Source organism: Xanthomonas prunicola (genome assembly GCF_025266575.1).
Lineage (GTDB): Bacteria > Pseudomonadota > Gammaproteobacteria > Xanthomonadales > Xanthomonadaceae > Xanthomonas > Xanthomonas prunicola.
In genome coordinates, this window is record NZ_CP096142.1 from 5,024,120 (window position 1) to 5,043,082 (window position 18,963).

The 18,963-nt window shown below is 63.7% G+C and carries 17 protein-coding genes, 3 tRNA genes and 1 pseudogene; 19 read left to right on the plus strand and 2 right to left on the minus strand.

All coding sequences use genetic code 11. The annotated features are described in order from the left end of the window. Positions 1–3 precede the first annotated feature (3 nt). The 6 genes from M0D43_RS21475 to lolD all read left to right on the plus strand — a co-directional run bounded on the left by M0D43_RS21475 (position 4) and on the right by lolD (position 3,763). Complete coding sequence (locus M0D43_RS21475; RefSeq protein ID WP_252162935.1) at positions 4–207, plus strand: hypothetical protein; 204 nt, start codon at positions 4–6, stop codon at positions 205–207. A gap of 16 nt (positions 208–223) precedes the next feature. Continuing rightward, positions 224–1,006 carry a succinate dehydrogenase iron-sulfur subunit gene (locus M0D43_RS21480; protein ID WP_046964080.1) on the plus strand — a complete coding sequence of 261 codons (783 nt, stop codon included), beginning with the start codon at positions 224–226 and terminating at the stop codon, positions 1,004–1,006. Between the two features lie 113 nt (positions 1,007–1,119). After that, the gene (locus M0D43_RS21485; protein WP_101363979.1) at positions 1,120–1,368 is read left to right on the plus strand and encodes an FAD assembly factor SdhE; all 249 of its coding nucleotides are present in this window, start codon (positions 1,120–1,122) and stop codon (positions 1,366–1,368) included. Then, complete coding sequence (locus M0D43_RS21490) at positions 1,319–1,771, plus strand: hypothetical protein (protein WP_260807605.1); 453 nt, start codon at positions 1,319–1,321, stop codon at positions 1,769–1,771. The genes M0D43_RS21485 and M0D43_RS21490 overlap by 50 nt, the downstream gene beginning before the upstream one ends. A gap of 23 nt (positions 1,772–1,794) precedes the next feature. Further along, on the plus strand, positions 1,795–3,036 hold the full coding sequence (locus tag M0D43_RS21495; protein WP_252162937.1) for a lipoprotein-releasing ABC transporter permease subunit: 1,242 nt from the start codon (positions 1,795–1,797) through the stop codon (positions 3,034–3,036). Then, a complete protein-coding gene (lolD, locus tag M0D43_RS21500; RefSeq protein ID WP_252162938.1) occupies positions 3,029–3,763 on the plus strand; it encodes a lipoprotein-releasing ABC transporter ATP-binding protein LolD in 735 nt (244 codons plus the stop codon). The genes M0D43_RS21495 and lolD overlap by 8 nt, the downstream gene beginning before the upstream one ends. 104 nt (positions 3,764–3,867) lie before the next feature. Here lolD and M0D43_RS21505 read toward each other — a convergent pair whose 3' ends face one another. Beyond that, complete coding sequence (locus M0D43_RS21505; protein WP_252162939.1) at positions 3,868–4,932, minus strand: SDR family oxidoreductase; 1,065 nt, start codon at positions 4,930–4,932, stop codon at positions 3,868–3,870. Between the two features lie 300 nt (positions 4,933–5,232). On the opposite strand from M0D43_RS21505, the pseudogene M0D43_RS21510 reads away from it, so the two are divergent. From M0D43_RS21510 to M0D43_RS21570, 13 genes and pseudogenes are all read left to right on the plus strand, one after another. After that, positions 5,233–7,776: pseudogene (locus tag M0D43_RS21510) on the plus strand (DNA internalization-related competence protein ComEC/Rec2); the annotation flags it as partial. Further along, positions 7,670–8,332, plus strand: a complete 663-nt coding sequence (locus M0D43_RS21515) for a MotA/TolQ/ExbB proton channel family protein (RefSeq protein ID WP_260807606.1) — start codon at positions 7,670–7,672, stop codon at positions 8,330–8,332. The pseudogene M0D43_RS21510 and the gene M0D43_RS21515, both read left to right, overlap by 107 nt. Before the next feature lie 3 nt (positions 8,333–8,335). Continuing rightward, positions 8,336–8,800: an ExbD/TolR family protein gene (locus tag M0D43_RS21520; RefSeq protein ID WP_252162941.1), complete on the plus strand. Its 465-nt coding sequence runs from the start codon at positions 8,336–8,338 to the stop codon at positions 8,798–8,800. Next, on the plus strand, positions 8,797–10,566 hold the full coding sequence (gene msbA / locus M0D43_RS21525; RefSeq protein WP_252162942.1) for a lipid A export permease/ATP-binding protein MsbA: 1,770 nt from the start codon (positions 8,797–8,799) through the stop codon (positions 10,564–10,566). Before M0D43_RS21520 ends, msbA begins: the two co-directional genes overlap by 4 nt. Continuing rightward, positions 10,563–11,600, plus strand: coding sequence for a tetraacyldisaccharide 4'-kinase (lpxK, locus tag M0D43_RS21530; RefSeq protein ID WP_252162943.1), 1,038 nt, complete (start codon positions 10,563–10,565; stop codon positions 11,598–11,600). The genes msbA and lpxK overlap by 4 nt, the downstream gene beginning before the upstream one ends. Before the next feature lie 287 nt (positions 11,601–11,887). Next, positions 11,888–12,667: a 3-deoxy-manno-octulosonate cytidylyltransferase gene (gene kdsB, locus M0D43_RS21535; protein ID WP_252162944.1), complete on the plus strand. Its 780-nt coding sequence runs from the start codon at positions 11,888–11,890 to the stop codon at positions 12,665–12,667. After that, positions 12,664–13,128: a low molecular weight protein-tyrosine-phosphatase gene (locus tag M0D43_RS21540; RefSeq protein ID WP_252162945.1), complete on the plus strand. Its 465-nt coding sequence runs from the start codon at positions 12,664–12,666 to the stop codon at positions 13,126–13,128. The genes kdsB and M0D43_RS21540 overlap by 4 nt, the downstream gene beginning before the upstream one ends. Positions 13,129–13,151: 23 nt before the next feature. Beyond that, positions 13,152–14,570: a hypothetical protein gene (locus M0D43_RS21545; RefSeq protein ID WP_252162946.1), complete on the plus strand. Its 1,419-nt coding sequence runs from the start codon at positions 13,152–13,154 to the stop codon at positions 14,568–14,570. Further along, complete coding sequence (gene uvrC / locus M0D43_RS21550) at positions 14,567–16,423, plus strand: excinuclease ABC subunit UvrC (protein WP_101363990.1); 1,857 nt, start codon at positions 14,567–14,569, stop codon at positions 16,421–16,423. The genes M0D43_RS21545 and uvrC overlap by 4 nt, the downstream gene beginning before the upstream one ends. Next, entirely contained in the window at positions 16,423–17,055 is a 633-nt protein-coding gene (gene pgsA / locus M0D43_RS21555) for a CDP-diacylglycerol--glycerol-3-phosphate 3-phosphatidyltransferase (protein ID WP_252162947.1), read from the plus strand. The genes uvrC and pgsA overlap by 1 nt, the downstream gene beginning before the upstream one ends. A gap of 36 nt (positions 17,056–17,091) precedes the next feature. Next, positions 17,092–17,167: transfer RNA gene (locus M0D43_RS21560), tRNA-Gly, on the plus strand. A 68-nt stretch (positions 17,168–17,235) separates the two neighbouring features. Further along, positions 17,236–17,309, plus strand: a tRNA-Cys gene (locus tag M0D43_RS21565). An 82-nt stretch (positions 17,310–17,391) separates the two neighbouring features. Beyond that, positions 17,392–17,467, plus strand: a tRNA-Gly gene (locus M0D43_RS21570). Between the two features lie 1,056 nt (positions 17,468–18,523). Here M0D43_RS21570 and M0D43_RS21575 read toward each other — a convergent pair. Continuing rightward, complete coding sequence (locus M0D43_RS21575; protein ID WP_260807608.1) at positions 18,524–18,958, minus strand: hypothetical protein; 435 nt, start codon at positions 18,956–18,958, stop codon at positions 18,524–18,526. Between the last annotated feature and the right edge of the window lie 5 nt (positions 18,959–18,963).

Genomic DNA, 18,963 nt, shown 5'->3' on the forward strand with positions numbered 1-18,963 from the left:
CGCATGCAGCGACCTACTGTTGCCCTGTCATTGCACGCCGACGCGTTCGCGCGTAGCGGCAATGCGTCGCTGCAGTGGTATCGCGACATGACGCTGGAGCAGCACCGGCCGATATCCGGCCGCTGCGCGACTGCTGCGGCAGTGGCATCCGTCATCTTTACCTTCATGCGCACGGTGCGGCTGTCGTTCGCACCGCGCATCGCCTGAGCCAACGAGAGCAGCTATGGCAGAGTTCACCCTCCCCAAGAATTCAAAGATCGGCAAGGGTAAGCATTACCCTGCGCAGGGCGCCAAGAACACGCGCACCTTCAAGGTCTACCGCTGGGATCCGGATGGCGACGCCAACCCGCGCACCGACAGCTATGAGATCGATCTCGACAAGTGCGGCCCGATGGTGCTGGACGCGCTGATCAAGATCAAGAACGAGATCGACCCGACGTTGGCGTTCCGTCGTTCGTGCCGCGAGGGCATCTGCGGCTCGTGCGCGATGAACATCGACGGCACCAATACGCTGGCCTGCACCAAGGCGATCGATGCCTGCGGCAAGGCCGAAGTGCCGATCTACCCGCTTCCGCATATGGATGTGATCAAGGATCTGGTTCCGGATCTGACGCACTTCTATGCGCAGTACGCGTCGATCAAGCCATGGATCCGCACCCAGACCCCGCCGCCGCCGGACCGCGAGCGTCTGCAGTCGCCAGAAGACCGCAGGAAGCTCGATGGGTTGTACGAGTGCATCCTGTGCGCCTGCTGCTCGACCAGCTGCCCGAGCTACTGGTGGAACGGCGAGCGTTACCTGGGCCCGGCAATCCTGCTGCAGGCGTATCGCTGGATCATCGACTCGCGCGATGAGGATACCGGTGCGCGCCTGGACGATCTGGAAGACCCGTTCAAGTTGTATCGCTGCCACACCATCATGAACTGCGCACGGACCTGCCCGAAAGGCCTGAATCCTGCGCTGGCGATTGCCGAGATCAAGAAATTGATGATGGCCCGTCGCGCCTGATCGCAAGGCACTGAGGTCTCGTGAGAGCGGGATGTGGTTCGCAGCGGCACCGGCCCTTGGGTCAGGTGCCGCTGTCGTTTTCGGCCCGCCACGCGGCGGGGTGGAGAGGTGAGATGGACGAACAAACGCTATTGAAAAAACTGCGCTGGCGTTGCCGGCGCGGCATGCGCGAACTCGATCAATTGTTCGGGCGCTATCTGGATCAACGTTGGACGCAGGCTCCCGAAGCCGAGCGCGCGGTTTTCCTACAGCTACTGGATTGCGAAGACGATAAGTTGTGGCGCTGGTTCATGGGTTACGAGGCCTGCCCCGATGTCGCCAACGCCGCACTCATCGCCGATATCCGCGCCTTGCCGGCTTGAGTGGCGGCCTTCGCGCGGGCTGATTTGCGCACTGGGCGTGTTGATGGTGCTCGCAGTGTGGGCGGTGTGGCGCAGTGGTGTGCCGCTGTGGCTGGCCGTGGCGCTGTCAGCGTATGCGGTGCTTGCAGGCGGGCGGGCGTTACGGCTGCTGTTGCGTTCGCCAGTGCGGCAATTGCTGGTTCCGTGGACGGAAACGCCCGCCAGCATTGACGGCGTGCAGATGGAAGGGCTGCAGGTGCGCTGGCGCGGGCCGCTAGCAGTGGTGTCGTGCACGCGGGCAGATGGTCGCTGCGAACGCCTGCATTTCTGGCCGGATACCCTGCCTGCAGCGCAACGACGTGAACTGCGTCTGGCCGCGCAGGCACACGCGATTTCGTCCGGGCGGCCGCAAGTGGCACCATAGCGTCCCTTTCCCGGTTGAACCGCATGTTCAAACCTATCCCGGTTGCCATCGGCTTGCGCTACCTGCGTGCCAAGCGGCGCAATGGCTTCATCTCGTTTATCTCGATGGCATCGATCCTGGGCATCGCCCTGGGCGTGACCGTGCTGATCACCACGCTGGCAGTGATGAGCGGTTTTCAGAAGGAAATCCGCGACCGTCTGTTGCAGATGGCCGCACATGCCACCGTCAGCGCAGAAGGCGCGCCGATGCGTGATTGGCAGCATGCGGTCGAGGTCGCCATGGCCGATCCGCGCGTGGCCGGCGCCGCACCGTATATCGAAACCGAATCGCTGCTGCAGGGCCCGCGCAAGCAGCCGGCCATCGTCCGTGGCATCGTTCCGGCCGAAGAGAACAAGGTGTCCGTGCTGGCCAAGAAGATGCAGCAGGGCTCGGTCGACAGCCTGACTCCGGGCTCTTACAACATCGTCATCGGCAAGGAGCTGGCGCTCTGGCTGGGCGTGGACGTGGGCGACAGCGTCGTCGTGTTGCTCAGCGATACCCAGGCCACGCCATTGGGCGCGATGCCGCGGCTCAAACGCTTCACCGTCAGCGGGATTTTCGAAGCCGGCTACAACGAGATCGATCGCGGCCTGGCCGTGGTCAACATGCAGGACCTGGCGCGCGTGTTGCGCATGGATGGCGTCACCGGCGTGCGGCTGCGGCTACACGACATGGATCAGGCCTGGAACGTCGCGCGCGATCTGGCGTTGAAGTTGCACGGCCCGTACCGGGTGAGCGATTGGACCCAGGAAAACGCCAATCTCTATCACTCGTTGAAGATGGAAAAGACCGTGATGGGCATCCTGCTGTCGCTGATCGTGGCGATGGGGGCGTTCAACCTGGTGTCGTCACAAGTGATGCTGGTGACCGACAAACAAGCCGATATCGCCATCTTGCGCACGCTCGGGTTGTCGCCGGGCGGCGTGATGCAGGTGTTCATGGTGCAGGGCTCGTTGATCGGCTTCATGGGGACCTTCATGGGCGTGATCGGTGGCATCGTGCTGACGCTCAACCTTGAACGCATCCTCGGCGTGATCGAAGCGATTTTCAGTGTCAAGTTGTTGCCCGAAGACGTGTACTACATCACCGGCCTGCCGACCGATATGCAGACCCAGGACGTGGTGGTGATCACCGTGGTGGCGTTGGTGATGAGTTTCCTGGCGACCCTGTACCCGGCGTGGCGCGCCTCGCGTACCCAGCCGGCGGAGGCGCTGCGTTATGAATGAGATCCGGGAAGCGGTTGTGCAAAAACCAGAACAGGCAACTGCGGTGATCCGCGCCGAGGCGTTGGCCAAGACCTACGCCGAAGGCAAGATGCGCACGCCGGTATTCGATGGCCTGGATCTGTCGGTGGCCACCGGCGAAACCGTGGCGATCGTCGGCGCCTCCGGTGCCGGCAAGAGCACCTTGCTGCATCTGCTCGGCGGGTTGGATATTCCAACCTCCGGCGAGGTGTATGTGGCGGGCGAGCGCATGTCGGCACTGTCCGACGCGCAACGCGGCAAGCTACGCAATCAGTCGCTCGGCTTTGTGTACCAGTTCCACCACCTGTTGCCGGAATTCACCGCGCTGGAAAACGTGATGATGCCGGTGCTGCTGTCCGGTAAGGACGTGGCCGTGGCCAAGGGGCAGGCGCTGCAACTGCTTGAATCGGTGGGGCTCGGGCATCGCATCGAACACAAGCCGAGCGAACTGTCGGGCGGCGAGCGCCAGCGCTGTGCGGTGGCGCGTGCGCTGGTCAACAAGCCTGGCTGCGTGTTGGGCGATGAGCCCACCGGCAACCTCGACGACAAGACCGCGGGCACCGTGTTCGAGCTGATGCTGGAGCTCAATCGCGCCCAGCGCACCAGCCTGGTGTTGGTCACGCACGACCGTAGTCTGGCGCGGCGCCTGGATCGCGTACTGGAGCTGCATCAGGGCAAGCTGCGCGAGTTGGCGCCGTCTGCAGTGTAAGCATTGCTAACGCGGTGGTCCGGAGACCGATCGCGTCGGCATGAGACGGTATGTATAGACATCGTTGCGGGCCAATGCGACCTGCAACGATGTGAGCGCATCGGTCACGGAATGATGCGCAATGCCCGCAGACGGGTGAACAGTTCGAAGAACGAGGCGCGGCTGTCGTAGAAGTCCATAAAGCCCAGTTCGCGGCTCTTGGTCATGTCGTTGACGCACTCGATCTCACGCCCCAGGTCGGCGTCGGTGTGCCACCACGATGCCAGTCGATTGACGTCTGCTTCCACCAGGCCGTGTTGCGCGGCCAACTCCGCCCACAGGGCAGGTGCGGTCTGGCTCATGCGTGGCTCCAGCGGTTCCGGCGTCGTGGGGCAGGGTGCAGCATCGAGTTCGAAGAACTTCGCAATTTCGCCCCACATCCAGCGCCAGCGGAATACATCGCCATTGACGGTATTAAACGCCTGATCGCGCGCAGCAGGGCTAAGCCCGGCCCAGGCAAGTTGGCGGCCGAGCAGGCCGGCGTCGGTCAGGTCGGTCAGGCTATTCCATTGTGCTTGCGAGCCTGGAAACACGAATGGTTGCCCGGTGTGCTTGCACAGCGATGCATACACTGCCAGCGTCACGCCCATATTCATTGCGTTGCTGCCGTTGGCCATGCCGATCATGGTGTGCGAGCGATGCACGCTCCAGCCGAAACCATGCTGCTGGGCATGTGCGAACAACAGGTCTTCCAGCGTGTAGTAGAAGTTTTCGCCCGGCTGGCGTGGCTCGCTTTCGCGGAACGGCGTCTCCGCCTTGCCGCTGCCGTAGTTTTCGAAAGCGCCCAGATAATGCTTGGTGCCGGTGACCAGCGCCATGTGCTGCAGCCGCGCATCGCTGAGCGCATCGCACAGATGCCGCATCATCGCGCCATTGGCTTGGACGTTCTCGCGTTCGGTGTCGCGACGCGTCCAGGTGCAGAAGAACACATGGGTGATCGGCAAGCCGCGCAGTGCGTTGCTGGTGCTTTCGGCGTCCAGCAGATCTGCCGCAACCGGAATGACGCCGTCGTGGGGGAGTGGTCGACGTGCAAGGCCGTACACGGTCCAGCCGTCGGCGAGCAGCACGTTGGCAAGGTTGTAACCGGAAATGCCGGTCACACCGACAATCAATGCAATGCCTTTACGCATGGGGGAGGCTCCTGGAAGACAATGGTGACCATAGCGCCGACGCCATGAAATCGAAGCGAATGCGAGCCAAGAGAGTGCTGACATCGCTGAGCGGGCAATTTGCTGCGGGGCATGCACCTCCATGGACGCACTGTTCTATGCATCGCGCCAGGGCATCGCGAGTGCTGCGATGCGGTTGGTGCGTGGTCGTAATCAGCGACCTTAGCGACAGTGGTCTTCCTACCCATGCCTAGGCAGACCTCTGCTGTGCGTTGAACCCTTTGCGACCTAAGCTGAAGGCGTTGAGTGAGAGGGGCAAGGATGGCGACCGGCAGCATGGAGGTGTCAGCGCGGGAAGCGCCGCCGCAGATGGGATCGGCCGTTGCCATGGCTGCGGCATTGTTGCTTGGCGTGGTGGCATGCGCCTGGTCGCCCGCACTGTTGCCGCAAATGTTGTATGCCAGCTGCGTTTGTGTGGCGCTGCTAGGCATCGGCATGACGATGTGGTGGCGTCCGTGCTGGAGCGCGCAGCTGGTGTTGCTGTCCGCCGTATTGCTCGGATTCGGGCTGATGGGATGGCAGGTGGCCAGTGCGCTGCAAGCGCAACTACTTCCGCAGGACGAAGCACGCGAGATGACCGTGCGCGGATGGATCGTTGGGCTGCCAATCGCCGAGCAGCGCCGTACCCGCTTTCAACTGCGCGTCGACGACGCTCGGGCGCAGCCTGCAGCGCTACGTGGAAAGCTCCTACAGCTGGCCTGGTACGACGATTTCGGCGCTGAGCGCATCGGCCCGCGCGCAGCGCTGCATGCCGGTGCGCGCTGGCAACTGCGACTCAAGCTGCGCCCGCCACGGGGTTTGCGCAATCCCGGTGGCTTCGATGCGGAGCGTCAGGCGCTGGCGCAGCGCATCGCCGCAACTGGCTATGTGCGCGTGCCTGCCGCCGCACACCAGGCTGCACCACCGCAAGGCGTGGATGCTTGGCGCGACAGGATGTCGCAACGCATCGCCGAGCGCGTCAGCGGCCCCTCTGCGCCGTACCTGCGTGCGCTCGCGCTGGGTGATACCCGTGGGCTCGACGATGCGGCATGGGCGACGTTGCGCGCGACCGGGCTCAGTCATCTGATCGCGATCTCGGGATTTCATGTCGGGCTGGTCGCGGCATTCTTCGCATTATTGGTCGCTGGAGTGTGGCGTTGGCAGCCGCGACTTGGCATCTTGATGCCGCGCCTCCATGCGGCATCAATCGCTGCATTACTTGGCGCTGCCGCCTACGCGGTCGTGGCAGGCCTGGCGCTGCCGACGGTACGTACCGTGTTGATGATTGCGGTGGTGGCCCTGGTCAGAGTGCTGCGGCGACGCGCCTCGACCGCCCACATCCTCGCGCTCGCCTTGTTGACGGTGTTGCTGTGGGACCCGCTCAGCGTGCTGGTAGCTGGCTTCTGGCTCAGCTTCGCCGGAGTGGCCTGGCTGGTCTGGTGCCTGCCGTCTGACGATCGCGCCATCGTGCGCGGCTTCCTGTCTGCGCAGACCGTGGCCACCGTCGGCCTGCTGCCGTTGACGGTCAGCCTGTTCGGGCAGGCATCGCTGGTCGGGCCGTTCGCCAATCTGGTCGCCATTCCGTGGTGGACCTTCGTGGTGGTGCCGCTGTGCCTGGTGGGGACCGCACTGGAAGCGATCTACCCAGGGGCCGGCGTGTGGGCGTGGCAGCTCGCGGGTTGGTGCTTCGAGCTGACCTGGCCGGGGTTCGTCTGGCTCGGGCAAACAACGGTGGCGTTGTGGTGGGTGCCGGAATCCGATGGAATTGCCCTGATCGCGGCCTTGCTCGGTGCGTTCTGGCTGTTGCTGCCGCGCGGGACGCCGGGTAAATCGTTGGCGGCGCTGCTGTGGTTGCCGTTGCTCTGGCCGGATCGCGAGCTGCCGGCCCAAAGCGAGGCGGAAGTGCAGGTACTGGATGTTGGGCAGGGCTTGTCGGTACTGGTGCGCACGCACCGGCATGCGCTGCTGTTCGATACCGGGCCGGCGGTGCGCGATGGTTTCGACGCTGGCGAGCGCGTGGTGCTGCCGGCACTACGCGCGCTTGGAGTGCGCCGGCTGGACGCCATCGTGCTCAGCCATGCCGACGCCGATCATGCCGGTGGCTATGCCGCAGTGCGCACGGGGCTGCCGGTCGCATTCACCGCTGCACCACCGGATGCGCCGCTGGACGTCAGCACCCGCTGCCACGCCGGGCAGCAGTGGGAATGGGACGGTGTGCGCTTTCGCTTTCTGCATCCCACCGCTGGGTTTCCGTATCTGCGTAATCAATCCAGCTGCGTGCTGCGGGTCGAAACCCAGCATGCGAGCGCGCTGTTGCCGGGCGACATCGACGCAATTGTCGAACGCCGCCTGCTACGCGGAAACGTCTCGGACCTGCATGCGGATCTGGTGATCGTCCCGCACCATGGCAGCGCTGATGGCTCGGATGCCAGCTTCATCGCTGCGACCGGCGCACGCCTGGCGCTGGTGTCGTCTGGCCACGGCAACAGATTCGGGCATCCGCTCGCCGAGGTGGTGCAACGCTGGCAGGCGGGCGGGGCGGAAGTGCTGGATACCGCGCAGGCCGGCGCACTCCGGGTCTGGCTGGGCGCCGATGGCCTGCGTTTGCGTGAGCGACGGCGTTGGCAGCCACGGCTATGGGATGCTGCGGAACGGCGGCGGTCGGCTGCTATCCTATCGGCCAGCGAATAGGCGGCCGCGTTGCCGGAGGAATCGAATCGTGTTGGAGCTGGTCAAGGCAGGCGGTTGGCCGATGGTGCCGTTGCTGTTGCTGGGGGTGGTTGCCCTGGCGATCGTGCTGGAGCGTCTGTGGAGCTTGCGCCGCAACGAGGTGACGCCGCCGGGTCTGGGCGAAGAGGTGCGTAACTGGGCCGCGCGCGGCAAGCTGGACCCCCCCCATATCGAATCCCTGCGCCGCAATTCGCCGTTGGGCGTCTTGCTGGCTGCCGCGCTGGACGTGCGTGGCCGCCCGCGTGAGTTGATCCGCGAACGCATCGAAGACACCGGCCGGCATGTGGTGCACCGGATGGAGCGCTATCTGAACGCGTTGGGCACGATCGCATCCGCCGGGCCGTTGTTGGGCCTGCTGGGCACCGTGGTTGGCATGATCCAGATGTTTCTGGGCATCCTCGATCACGGCGTGGGCGATGTGAATCAACTGGCCGGCGGCATCGGCAAGGCGCTGGTGTGCACCGCCACCGGCATGATCATCGCCGTGCCGGCGTTGATGGCGCATCGCTTCTTCAAGGGACGCATTGCCGGTTACATCATCGAGATGGAACAAGAAGCCACCTTGTTGCTGGACACCATGGATGGCCGCGTGGTGCCAGCAGCCGTGGCACCGGCCGCAGCGGGCGCCAAGCCCGTCACGGCAAAGGGCTGACGGATGCGCATCGGCAGCGACCGAAGCCAGGACGAGCCGCATATCGATCTGGTGCCATTGATTGACGTCATCCTCGTCCTCATCATCTTTTTCGTGGTGACCACGACCTTCGACGCACGCTCCACGCTGCAATTGCAGCTGCCGACCGCCAGCGACCAGCACACCAGCACGCCGCCGCGTTCGTTGAGCGTGCTGGTCAATGCCGACGGGCGTTATTTCATCAACGATCAGGAGGTGCTGCGCTCGGACGTGGATTCGCTCAAGCAGACCATCGCCCAGATCGCGGGCGATGATCGCGAGCAGACCGTGTTGATGCGCGCCGATGCACGCACGCCGTATCAGGCGGTGGTCACCGCGCAGGATGCGCTGGGCCAGCTCGGCTTCCGGCGTATTGCCATCGCCACCGCGCCCCCGGCCGGCGCGACGAGCACGACCGGCAAGACAAGCACCAACGGAACCCGCCAGTGACCAACTCCACCGACCGCCCGGCGCCAGTCTCATCCTGGCGCACGTACCGTCGCCTGCTGGCGTTCGCCAAGCCCTATCGGCTGCTGCTGGTCGCCGCGCTGATTGCGGCGTTGATCGAAGCGGCCGGCACTACCGGTTTTCTGGCGTTGATGAAGCCGATCACCGATGAGACCTTCATCTACAAGAATGCCGAAGTCAGTCGCTGGCTGCCGGTGCAGATCGTCCTGCTGTTCGTGGTACGTGGCGTCGCCGGCTACATCACCGATATGGCGATGGGCAAATCCGCGCGCAGCATCGCGCGCGATCTGCGCATCAAGGTGATGGCGAAATATCTGCGTTTGCCCGGCTCGCGCTTCGATTCCGAGCCGGTGCCGTCGATGCTGATCCGCCTGGGTTCGGATTCGGACCAGGTGGCGCAAGCCGCAGTGGACGCGGTGAAGGTGATGATCCAGCAATCGTTGCAGGTCATCGGCGCGCTGGCGCTGATGCTGTGGCATAGCTGGCAGGTGACATTGACCATTCTGGTGCTCGCCCCGGTGCTGGCCTGGGTGATGGACAAGGTGGCGCGGCGCTATCGGCGTATCAGCCACAGCATCCAGGAAAGCGGCGCGCTGCTGCTGCAAGCGGCCGACCAGACCCTGTCCAGCCATCAAGAGGTCAAGATCTACGGCGCGCAACAGACCGAGATGGAGCGCTATGGCGCATTGGCCGACCGCAATCTGCGCCTGGCGATGAAGGTCGAATCCACGCGCGGGATTTCCACCGCGACGGTGCAGATGATTGGCGCAATCGGCTTGTCGGCATTGCTGTTTGTGGCCGGTGCACAGGCACTGGCCGGGCGGTTGACGGCCGGCGATTTCGTCGTGCTGATGACTTCGATGCTGACGATCATTCCGGGCCTCAAGCAGCTCACCAACGTGCAGAACATGGTGCAGCGCGGTCTGGCGTCGGCTGAGCGTCTGTTCTCTGTGCTTGATAGCCCGGACGAGCCGGATCAAGGCGCCGTGCCGCTGACGCGTGCCAAGGGCTTGATCGAATTCCGCGATGTCACTGCGCGCTATCCGGGCCAGGTCAATCCGGCCTTGGCCGATGTCAGCTTTGTCGCGCAACCGGGCACGGTGACCGCGATCGTCGGGCGCTCGGGCAGCGGTAAATCCAGCCTGATCAAATTGATCCCTCGCTTCTATGAAGCCGAGGCCGGGCAGATCCTGCTCGACGGTCACCCGGTGCAGGCGTACGCGTTGTCGGATCTGCGTCGGCAAATTGCGCTGGTCGGCCAGCAGGTCATGCTGTTCGACGGCAGCATCGCCGACAACGTGGCGTTCGGCGAAATGCGTAATGCCGATGCCAGCCAGCTGGAGCGGGCGATCTTGGGCGCCAATGCGATGGAATTTGTCGCGCAACTGCCCGAAGGCCTGCAGTCGCATGTCGGCACCAAGGGTGGGCGCCTGTCCGGCGGCCAGCGCCAGCGCCTGGCAATTGCACGCGCAATGCTCAAGGACGCGCCGATCCTGATTCTGGACGAAGCCACCGCAGCGCTGGACAACGAATCCGAGCGCTTGGTGCAAGATGCTCTGCACAAGCTGATGCCCGACCGCACCACGCTGGTGATCGCGCATCGCCTGTCCACCATCGAGCATGCCGATCAGGTGCTGGTGATGGACCAGGGGCGAATCGTCGAGCGCGGGACGCATCACCAATTGCTGGCGCAGGGCGGTTTGTATTCGCACCTGCACGGCATGCAGTTTCGCGAACGTCAGGCATGAGCAAGCGCGGCACCCGCACGCCGGGTTACTGGTACGACAACACGCCGATTCCCTTGCCGGCGCGCATCCTGGCGCCAGTCTATGGCGCTGCGATCGCGTTACGACGGGCGCTGTATCGCCGCGGTTGGCGCAAGCGCCACGGCGTGCCGGTGCCGGTGATCGTGGTCGGCAACGTCACTGCCGGTGGCACCGGCAAGACGCCGCTGACGATTGCCTTGGTCTCGAAGCTGCAGGAAGCCGGCTGGACGCCTGGCGTGGCCAGCCGTGGCTACGGTCGCGATCAGGCTGCTCAAGCGCGTTGGGTCGAGGCAGACACGCCGGTGGCGCTCGGCGGCGATGAGCCGGTGCTGATCGCTTGGAAAACCGGTGCGCGCGTGCGCGTCGATAGCGACCGGCTCGCTGCAGCCCGCGCCCTGGTCGAGGCGGGCTGCGACATCGTGATCTGCGATGACGGGTTACAGCATTACCGTCTGGCGCGCGATGTCGAAATCGAAGTGGTCGATGGCCAGCGTCGCTACGGCAATGGACGCCTACTGCCTGCCGGGCCGCTGCGCGAACCGGTCACGCGCGCGCGCGATTGCGACTTCCGCGTGGTCAACCTTGGTCAGGCCAGTGCAACCGCAGCGGCGCAGGCGCCGGACGATGCCGGGTTCGGCGAATGGCAGATGCGCTTGAGCATCGACAGCGTGCAGCCGATGGACGGCAAGCGTGCGCAGCCCTTGAGCATGCTTGCCGGACAACGCGTGCATGCCGTTGCGGGTATCGCGCATCCGGAACGCTTCTTCGCGATGCTGCGTGCGCGCGGCATCGGCGTGGTGCCGCATGCGTTTCCGGATCATCACGTCTACCGCGCCGCGGATTTCAGCTTCGGAAGCCGCCTGCCGGTGCTGATGACCGAAAAGGACGCGGTGAAATGCCGTCCGTTTGCGGACGAATGGCTGTATAGCGTGCCGCTTAAAGCGGAGCTGCCGGCCGCGTTCTGGGTGAGCCTGTTGGACCGGCTGAACAAATTGGCAAGCCGGCAGGGCGTGTGAGTGCGGCGCTGGCAATGGTGCCCTTGCGGGGCGCTGCCCGGCCACCCTGTTGGGACACACCGCAAGGACGTCGATCTAGTTCTTACGTGACGGTGCGCGTGCAATGACCAGTCAGGAATCTCGTATGCATGGTCGCGGACACCGCATGCATGGAGCAGCAGCAACGTGCTGATGTAGCGCATCGCTGCTCTCACTGACTACCGCGACTTCGCTCAATCCCACAGAGACGGCATGCGATTGGGTTCTTTCGTTTCTCCACTTTTTACTGCATCCCAGAGCGCACACGTATGACACCCACCGCACCTGCCGATTTCGTCGTCGCCATCCCCGCCCGTTACGCCTCCACGCGGCTGCCCGGCAAGCCGCTGCAACGGATCGGCGATCGCCCGATGATTCAGCGTGTAGCCGAGCGTGCGTTGCTGGCGGGCGCGCGCGAGGTATGGGTGGCCACCGACGACGCGCGCATCGCTGCGGCGATCGAGCATCTGCCTGGGGTGCATGTGGCGATGACTGGCACCGCGCATCTTTCCGGCACCGACCGCCTTGCCGAATGCGCACGCATTGCCGGCTGGGACGACCAGACCTGCGTGGTCAATCTGCAAGGCGACGAACCGTTCGCACCGGCTGCCGGTATCTGCGCGGTTGCCGATCTGCTGCAGCACTCCGGCGCCGAGATGGCCACGCTGGCCGCGTCGGTGGACAACGCGCACGACCTGTTCGATCCCAACGTGGTGAAACTGGTGCGTACGGCCGGTGGCGATGCGCTGTATTTCAGCCGCGCGCCGATTCCCTGGCACCGCGACAGCTTCGCCAGCCAGCGCGACGGCGTGCCTGCAGAAGGTCAGTGGCTGCGCCACATCGGCATCTACGCCTATCGCGCCGGCTTCCTGCAGCGCTTTGCGGCTATGCCGCCCGGCATGCTGGAGCGCATCGAATCGCTGGAACAATTGCGCGTGATGGAAGCCGGTTACCGCATCGCCGTGGCAGTGACGCCCGAGCCGTTTCCGCCGGGCATCGACACCCCGGAAGATCTCGCCCGTGCACAGACGCGGGTGGCCTCGGCATGAGGGTGCTGATTGTCTGCCTGGGCAATATCTGCCGCTCGCCGATGGGCGAGGGCGCCTTGCGTGCGCAGCTGGACCAGGCGCGGCTGTCGCGGCGCATCGAAGTCGATTCGGCCGGCACCGGCGACTGGCATGCCGGCGATCCGCCGGACCCGCGCGCGATCCGCTGCGCGCGCGGGCATGGCGTGGATATCTCGGGTCTTCGCGCACGTCAGGTGACGCGTTCGGATTTCGAGCATTTCGACTGGCTGTTATGCGCAGACGGCAGCAATCTGCGCGATCTGCAGCGGCTCGCCCCGACGGCGCAGCGCAACAAGGTGGCCCTATGGCTGCCCTGGGCCGGCATCGACGAGCGTGATGACATTCCCGACCCGTATACCGGCAGCATGGATGACTTCGAGCAGGTATGGCAGCTGGTCGACGCTGCCGCGCGCCTGACCGTGGCCAGACTCACCCGCGGCTAATCGCGCTTGGGCATAATCACCCCATGAATGCCCAGCTCACCCAGGAACTGCCGGAGTTTCCCACCTGGCTCAATGCCAGGCCATCCACATTGCAGGAGCATCGCGGCCGTGCGCTGGTGCTGGCGTTCGTCAACGCCAGTTCGGTGTGGTGCGCCGAGCGCCTGGCCGAGCTCGCGCACTGGCAGGCCCGCAGTCCCGGCCGGCTGCAGGTGATCGTGGTGCAAGTGCCGCGTTTCGACAGCGAACGCCTGCCGCAACGCGCGCTTAAACAACTGCGCGGACATGGTGTGAGTGCGCCGATCCTGCTCGACAAGGACTGGGAAACCTGGCGCCGCTTCGGCATCGAATCTTGGCCCACGCTGGTGCTGCTGGATGCCTACGGCCGCGAGCGGCAGCGCCTGGTGGGCGTCACCGGCGATCTGGACAAGGCGCTGACTGCTCTGTGCGAAGGCCAGCAGCCGCCATCGGATGCCGACCTGCACGGCGTGGCCGAGCGCGATCCCGAGCCGCACCTGGCGTTGCGTTTTCCTACCGGCCTGGCCGCGACGGAAGACCGCTTGTATGTCGCCGATACCGGCCACCACCGGGTGCTCGAGTGCACGCACAGCGGACGCGTATTGCGCCAGTTTGGGCATGGCAATGCCGACCTTATCGACGGCGGCGTCGGCGAAGCGGCATTTCGACGTCCGCAGGGATTGGCGCTGGAGCGCGACCAGTTGTATGTGGCCGACACCGGCAATCACGCGCTGCGTCGCATCAACCTTCGCAGCGGGCAGGTGGACACCTTGTGCGGTACAGGCCGCTCCGGCGAGCCGGTCGAAGGCCCGCTGGCGTCAGCCGGTGCCTCTGCGCTGAACTATCCGCAAGGTCTGGCCATTGCCGACAATCAGGTATTGATCGCCATGGCCGGCGATAACCGCATCTGGAGTTATCACCTGGGCCGCGCTGCACTGACTGCACGTGCAGGCACTGGTGCCCTCGAAACGCGCGACGGCGGTGGCCATCTTGCTGCCTTCGCACAGCCGGCCGGGTTGGCGTCGGTGCAGCAGGTCGCCTATGTCTGCGACGGGCTGGGCTCGTCGATCCGCACCATGCAATTGCGCGGCGATCTGGTGCAGACCTTGGTCGGCGGGCAAGGCACCTGGCAGTTTGGAGATCAAGACGGCCCACGCAGCACGGCGCGTCTGCAATTCCCGCAGGCCATCGCACTGGCGGCCGATTCGCCGCTGTTGTGGATCGCCGACACCGGCAATGGCCGCCTGCGCTGCCTGCGTCTGGGGGGCGGTGAATTGACCACGGTCGAGTTGCCGCGCCGCTTGCACGGCCCGGCCGGTCTCGCGGTCGCTGCTGGTGCGGTGTGGATCGCAGAAACCGATGCACACGCCATCTTGCGGTACGACCTTGCAAGCGGCGCACTGAGTGATGTTTCGATAGACGAATGAACGCAAGGCCCCAAAGCGATTTCGATGGAAAAGCGTTTGCTGCGCAACTGAGCACCGCGCCTGGCGTCTACCGCATGTATGCGGGCGACGACACCTTGCTGTACGTCGGCAAGGCGGGTGCGTTGCGTAAGCGCGTGGGCAGCTATTTCAACGGCACGCCGAAAAATGCCCGGTTGACCTCGATGTTGTCGCAGGTCGCGCGCATGGATGTCACCGTGACCCGCAGCGAAGCCGAAGCGCTGCTGCTGGAAAACCAGCTCATCAAGTCGCTGTCGCCGCGCTACAACGTTTCCTTGCGCGACGACAAGAGTTACCCGTATGTGTTGTTGACGCGCGAAGACTGGCCGCGCATCGCCTTGCATCGCGGCCCGCGTGCGGTGCAGGGGCGGTATTTCGGGCCCTACACCGGCGTGACTGGCGTGCGCGAGACGCTCAGCCTGATGCACAAGTTGTTCAAGCTACGCAGCTGCGAAGACAGCGTGTTCCGTAACCGCTCGCGTCCGTGCCTGCAGTATCAGATCGGGCGTTGCAGCGGGCCGTGCGTCGACCTGGTGGCGGCGCCCGATTACGCAGAATCGGTGCGCCGCGCCACCATGTTTCTCGAAGGCAAGAGCGATCAGCTTGGTGAAGAGATCATGCAGTCGATGCAGCAGGCCAGCGAGGCGCTTGAATTTGAGCGCGCCGCGCGCTTGCGTGATCTGCTGTCATCGCTGCGCAGCATGCAGAACCGTCAGTACGTCGACGGTCGCGCAGCTGATCTGGATGTGCTGGCCTGCGCCACACAATCCAGTCAGGCCTGCGTGTTGCTGCTGAGTTTTCGCGATGGCCGCAATCTCGGCACGCGCTCGTTCTTTCCCAAGACCAATGGCGAAGACAGCGCAGACGAAATCCTCGGCGCGTTCGTCTCGCAGTACTACGCCGAGCACTCGCCGCCGCGCGAGATCCTGCTCGACCGGGAAATTCCGGAGGCCGAGTTGATCGAAGCCGCACTCAGTACGGCGGCCGAACACAAGGTGGCGCTGAAGTGGAACGTGCGCGGCGAGCGTGCCGGCTATCTGCTGCTGGCCACGCGCAACGCGCAGCTGACCCTGGTCACCGAACTCACCAGCCAGAGCGCGCAGCACGCTCGCAGCGAAGCCTTACGCGAGATGCTCGGGCTGGCCGAGCCGGTCAAACGCGTGGAGTGCTTCGACATCAGCCACACCATGGGCGAGGCGACCGTCGCATCGTGTGTGGTGTTCGATGCCAGTGGCCCGGTGCGTGGCCAGTATCGGCGCTTCAATATTTCCGGCATCACCCCGGGCGACGATTACGCAGCCATGCGACAGGCGATCGAGCGCCGCTTCCGTCGCGCAGTGGAAGAGAATGGCGTGCTCCCCGACGTGTTGCTGATCGACGGCGGCGCCGGCCAGCTGGCGCAGGCACAGGCCGCGCTGGCCGACCTCGGGGTCGAGAACGTTTTGCTGGTTGGCGTGGCCAAGGGCGAGGAACGCAGGGCAGGGCACGAGGCGCTGATCATGGCCGACGGCCGCGAGCTGCGACCGGGTGCGGCGTCGCCCGCGCTGCAATTCATCCAGCAAGTGCGTGACGAAGCGCACCGCTTTGCGATCACCGGCCACCGTGGGCGCCGCCAGAAGGCCCGCATGACCAGCAAACTTGAGGATATCCCCGGCATCGGCCCGCGGCGTCGTGCGAGTCTGCTCAAGCATTTCGGCGGACTGGTCGGCCTCAAAGCCGCTGGCGAGGCCGAGATTGCGCGGGTGGAGGGGGTCAATGCCGCACTTGCCGCGCGAATCTACGCTAACCTGCACGGGCTGGCGCTTCCCGATGCGGCAGGCGAGGCAAGTCCGTAATGAAGTTGACCATCCCCACGTGGCTGACACTGCTGAGGATCTTGATGATCCCGGTGTTGGTCGTGGTGTTCTACCTGCCTTACACGTGGACGAATGTCGCGTCCGCCGGCGTGTTCGCGCTGGCCGCCATCACCGACTGGCTGGATGGCTGGGTTGCGCGGCGCTATCACCAGTATTCTGCGTTCGGGGCGTTCCTCGACCCGGTCGCCGACAAGTTGATGGTCGCAGTGGCCCTGTTCCTGATCGTGCAAGGCCATCCCACGCCGTGGATGGCGTTCTGGGCTGCGGTCATCGTCGGGCGCGAGATTGCCGTCTCTGCACTGCGCGAGTGGATGGCCGAGATCGGCCAGCGTGCCAAGGTGCGCGTGGCGGCGATCGGCAAGATCAAGACCACCGCGCAAATGGTCGCTCTGCTTTGTCTGTTGTACTCGGTCACGCCGGGACAGATGCCCACGCATGAAATCTGGCTGGGCAACCTGATTTTCCGTGCCGGTTACTGGACGCTGGCCATTGCTGCATTGCTGACACTGTGGTCGGGGTTCCAGTATTTGCAGGCCGCCTGGCCAAGCCTGCGCGCCGATGAAAAAGCAGCGATCAGCAACAAGCCGAAAAAAATCGAAAGCAACAGTTGACAGCTATCCTGTTCGCTGTAGAATTTCGCCTCCCAAGCGGGAATAGCTCAGTTGGTAGAGCGCAACCTTGCCAAGGTTGAGGTCGCGAGTTCGAGTCTCGTTTCCCGCTCCAGATGTGGACAAGGCCCCGTGTCAGGGGTCTCGTTGTTTTAAGGCAGGATGCCTTGGGTTTGATGTTTCGGCCTGGTGGTAGAGTGGTTATGCAGCGGACTGCAAATCCGCGTACGCCGGTTCAATTCCGGCCCAGGCCTCCACATCGCACGCGCTGTTTTCTGCAGTCGGGAACGGCAGTAGGGCTAGCGCGACAAAGTGAAAAGCTGTACAATTTCGCTCCACGCGGGAATAGCTCAGTTGGTAGAGCGCAACCTTGCCAAGGTTGAGGTCGCGAGTTCGAGTCTCGTTTCCCGCTCCAAATTCAAGATGCCGTGCAATGCATCTTCAAAAAAAGGACCTTCGGGTCCTTTTTTGTTTGCTGGTGGCAGGCGCTAGGACGGATAGTGTGGCTATTGCGCGATTCGCGGATCAGCACGCGCGTCACGTGTCGTAGCAACTGTGCTGTGTGTATCAGGGAAGGAGACATCCGTGCAGACGCCTCCTGGCGGGATGACGATGCGGTCCAACGGCAGGCCGCCTGCAGTGTGTTGGTTTTGGGCTCATGCCGTCGTGCTCAGTCGCCGTTTTGATTGCGGGGCCGGGCCGTCGAAGTGTCGCTAGCCGGCGGTCCGCCTGCATGGCAGATCGACCTGATGCTGTGTGCAGTTGAGGTTAGCTGGAATCTCAATGGTGCGGTTGTAGCTATAACGCTAGCACTGCGTTCAATACCTCTTCGCACTTGGGTGCAGGAACGGACGGTATCGCGCGATAGCCGTTGCGCAGGGCACGCCCCGATCTACAGCAACTGCATCAACGGTCGTTGATGCGTGCGCAAGAGCCAGCAAGTTTCGTCCACTGGCGCCGATGCACGTCTACGCGTGCCGTCAGCTCGGCACTGGGATCAGGTGCTTGAGGAACGCACCTGTGTGGCTTTCTATGCCGCGACCTGCACACGATTTTTTGGCTGCCCTTCGAAACGATGGGCGCACTGTCTTTGCTGCGCCGTGCCGCTATGTGCGGCATCGCTGATGGCGCTAACCGTGGTCAAGCGTGACGCACGAAGAACGTGCGACGGTCGTGACGAATGGTGGGAGCTGAATGGGTGGGGCGCTAGACCCTGCGGCCAGTGAGCAATCTTGTTATCACATCGACAATCGCTCGACCGAGATCTCCAGCCAATCGAGATCAGTTTTGCGCAAAGTGGCGTCGCACGATGGCGCGGTCTGCGTCACACATGCTTGCTTATTATGATTGAGTTTTACCAGACATCATTAATAACAATACGTCGGCCATGCATATCCATCAGACGACAGATCTTCTTCTGATTGCCAGCTGAGCAGAAATGTGACGAACACACAACCATCTATGCTCAGATCTACGCGATGGCCATGAAAATCTGGTGCGAAGCAATCTGATTGATGGCACAAAGGATTTTCCTGGAAATCGATAAGAAATAAGAAGCGCCGGTCGAGTGCGCTTGCGCGACGTTTTTTGTCATTGGCGTGCTATCAATGGCGCCGCTCGACACGTGCGATACCCGCCACTGAATCCTTTTGAAGGTGCAATTACCATGATCGATACATTGATGGCATTGCCCGCGCCACTCGATAAAGTGAAATTTTCGAATAAAAAATAAGGGAATGACCTCTCGACGGTGCCAGATCTCGTTCTGGGAGGGTAACTGTGCCTCAATCAAATGGGCAGGCTGGAATATAAACAAGTAGCGCCCATCATCTCCTCTATCACTTGGGCAACAGTATTCGGTCGCCGCATTCTTCATGCGAAGCGTCACGGGACGAACTGTACCCACCGTCA